The sequence below is a fragment of the Methanophagales archaeon genome (assembly GCA_021159465.1).
GTDB lineage: Archaea > Halobacteriota > Syntropharchaeia > Alkanophagales > Methanospirareceae > G60ANME1.
The window spans coordinates 1-1,618 of sequence record JAGGRR010000035.1; the positions used below are offsets into that span (position 1 = coordinate 1).

Below are 1,618 nucleotides of genomic sequence, written 5' to 3' on the forward strand. Positions count from 1 at the left end.
ATACATTGATACTTGCTTCTTTCAGGGCTATCTATGGGGAAAAGAGGATGAAAAAAAGAATGCAAACGTTATTCTTTCAAAGATAAAATCAAATGTTAGGAATAACCCTGAGATTAACGTCAAGATACCTTTTATCGTAGTTGGGGAATTAATAAACAACCTTATTCGGGAAAACTTTGAGCTAAGAGATAGAGATGAGGATGAGATTATGTATAAGTTTTTTGTGCTACTGAAGGATTTGAAAGCTGATATTATTCCACCAAATAAATGCTGTTATGATATAGCTAAATCATTGACTGCCCAGGATTTTTATTTTGCCGAAAATGCCCCCACTGATGCTTTCATGGCTTCATGTGTTCTTTGTGATCCGGATTCATCACATTTATTGACTGTTGACAGTAGATTACTGGAATCGGAATTACTGAAAAGTATTGAAAAAGAGATGCGAACAGCTAATAAGAGGAATCGGCAATTAAAAATAACAGAAGAGTTTTGAGCTTAAACGACAATCAGTCCAACTCTTTTTAACTCTTCAAACACACGGTGAATCTTTTTAACGTCGGTAGCACTCTTTATATCACACGATGTGGATATGACCTTTTCTATTAGTTCATCACTATGAAATTTTTTTCGATACCTATCATAGACCGAGAGTATAGTTGCAGCTATCTCAAGCCACTTTGCATCCTTCCCTTCTATCACTTTTAAAAATTTTTCGGTATTAAATACCTCAAGCTCTTTTTTATAATCCCCTTTATATGATGAATAGTAGTCAGCTAATTTGTAATAGTCATCAGCAAGTGCTGGTGAATAAGGTCCCCTAAGATAGATACTATGTAAATAGCCATGATTGAATCCCAAGAACTTAGAGATGAACACATACTTTTGTAGCATTAGCCGGTGTTCAAATTTTTCAATATCGAATTTAAAACCTGCTTCCTTTTCAAGAAATTTCATAAATGGCAACAATTTTCCCGTCATACCCTCTCCTTCTCTTACCTTTTTCTTTTTATACCCTTATGTTATAGTTAATTTATAAGATTAAAAACTAAAAAACTTTTCGATTTCTTCTCTTATGCTACTCTGTTACTTTTAATTCACTTTTGCCCGGCTTCTTCTTACCAAAAAAAGCTTGAAGGTGAAAAGCAAAAGGGATGGAGGGGTAGAGGTAGAGAGAATATATACATTCAGAAGGGAGTGGATATTCAATTTGCAACTGAAATGTTATCTTTTGGATTTCAAAAGAATTATGACGTTGCCGTTCTATGTAGTGGGGATCAAGACTTTTTACCCGTAATTGAGAGAATAAAAGATTTAGAGATGTTTGTGTATGTTGTTGCATTTGAAGTATCTGCACAATAAAAGGTGGATATTAAAGATGATCACGAGAAATGAGCTGTGCAAATCTTGTCATGGCACGCTTTCCTGATAATGTATCCCTGATATAATCAAAGAAACTGAAACCGACCATCTGCTTCTTACAGGTATCGAGTATAGACATCATGTTTTCCCATGCGGCTTTTCCGGCTTCGCTTCTCCTGCGTCAGAATATTGGAGATTTCACCTGCGGAAATGATGATCCCCGCTTCTTCCAATATCTTCTTTATTTTGTTCTCGG

3 protein-coding genes are annotated in these 1,618 nt (G+C 35.3%); 2 read left to right on the top strand and 1 reads right to left on the bottom strand.

Translation table 11 applies throughout. The annotated features are described in order from the left end of the window. Positions 1-496 (top strand): hypothetical protein (locus J7J01_02010; GenBank protein ID MCD6209667.1); only part of this gene is annotated, 496 nt, incomplete at its 5' end. Positions 497-498: 2 nt separating this feature from the next. Here J7J01_02010 and J7J01_02015 read toward each other — a convergent pair. Continuing rightward, positions 499-981, bottom strand: coding sequence for a hypothetical protein (locus tag J7J01_02015; protein MCD6209668.1), 483 nt, complete (start codon positions 979-981; stop codon positions 499-501). Positions 982-1,197: 216 nt separating this feature from the next. On the opposite strand from J7J01_02015, the gene J7J01_02020 reads away from it, so the two are divergent. Next, on the top strand, positions 1,198-1,362 hold the full coding sequence (locus J7J01_02020) for an NYN domain-containing protein (protein ID MCD6209669.1): 165 nt from the start codon (positions 1,198-1,200) through the stop codon (positions 1,360-1,362). Positions 1,363-1,618: the final 256 nt, after the last annotated feature.

Excerpts from the sequence above, each read along its gene's own strand:
- J7J01_02015 (MCD6209668.1), bottom strand. The coding sequence starts at position 981 with ATGACGGGAAAATTGTTGCCATTTATGAAATTTCTTGAAAAGGAAGCA.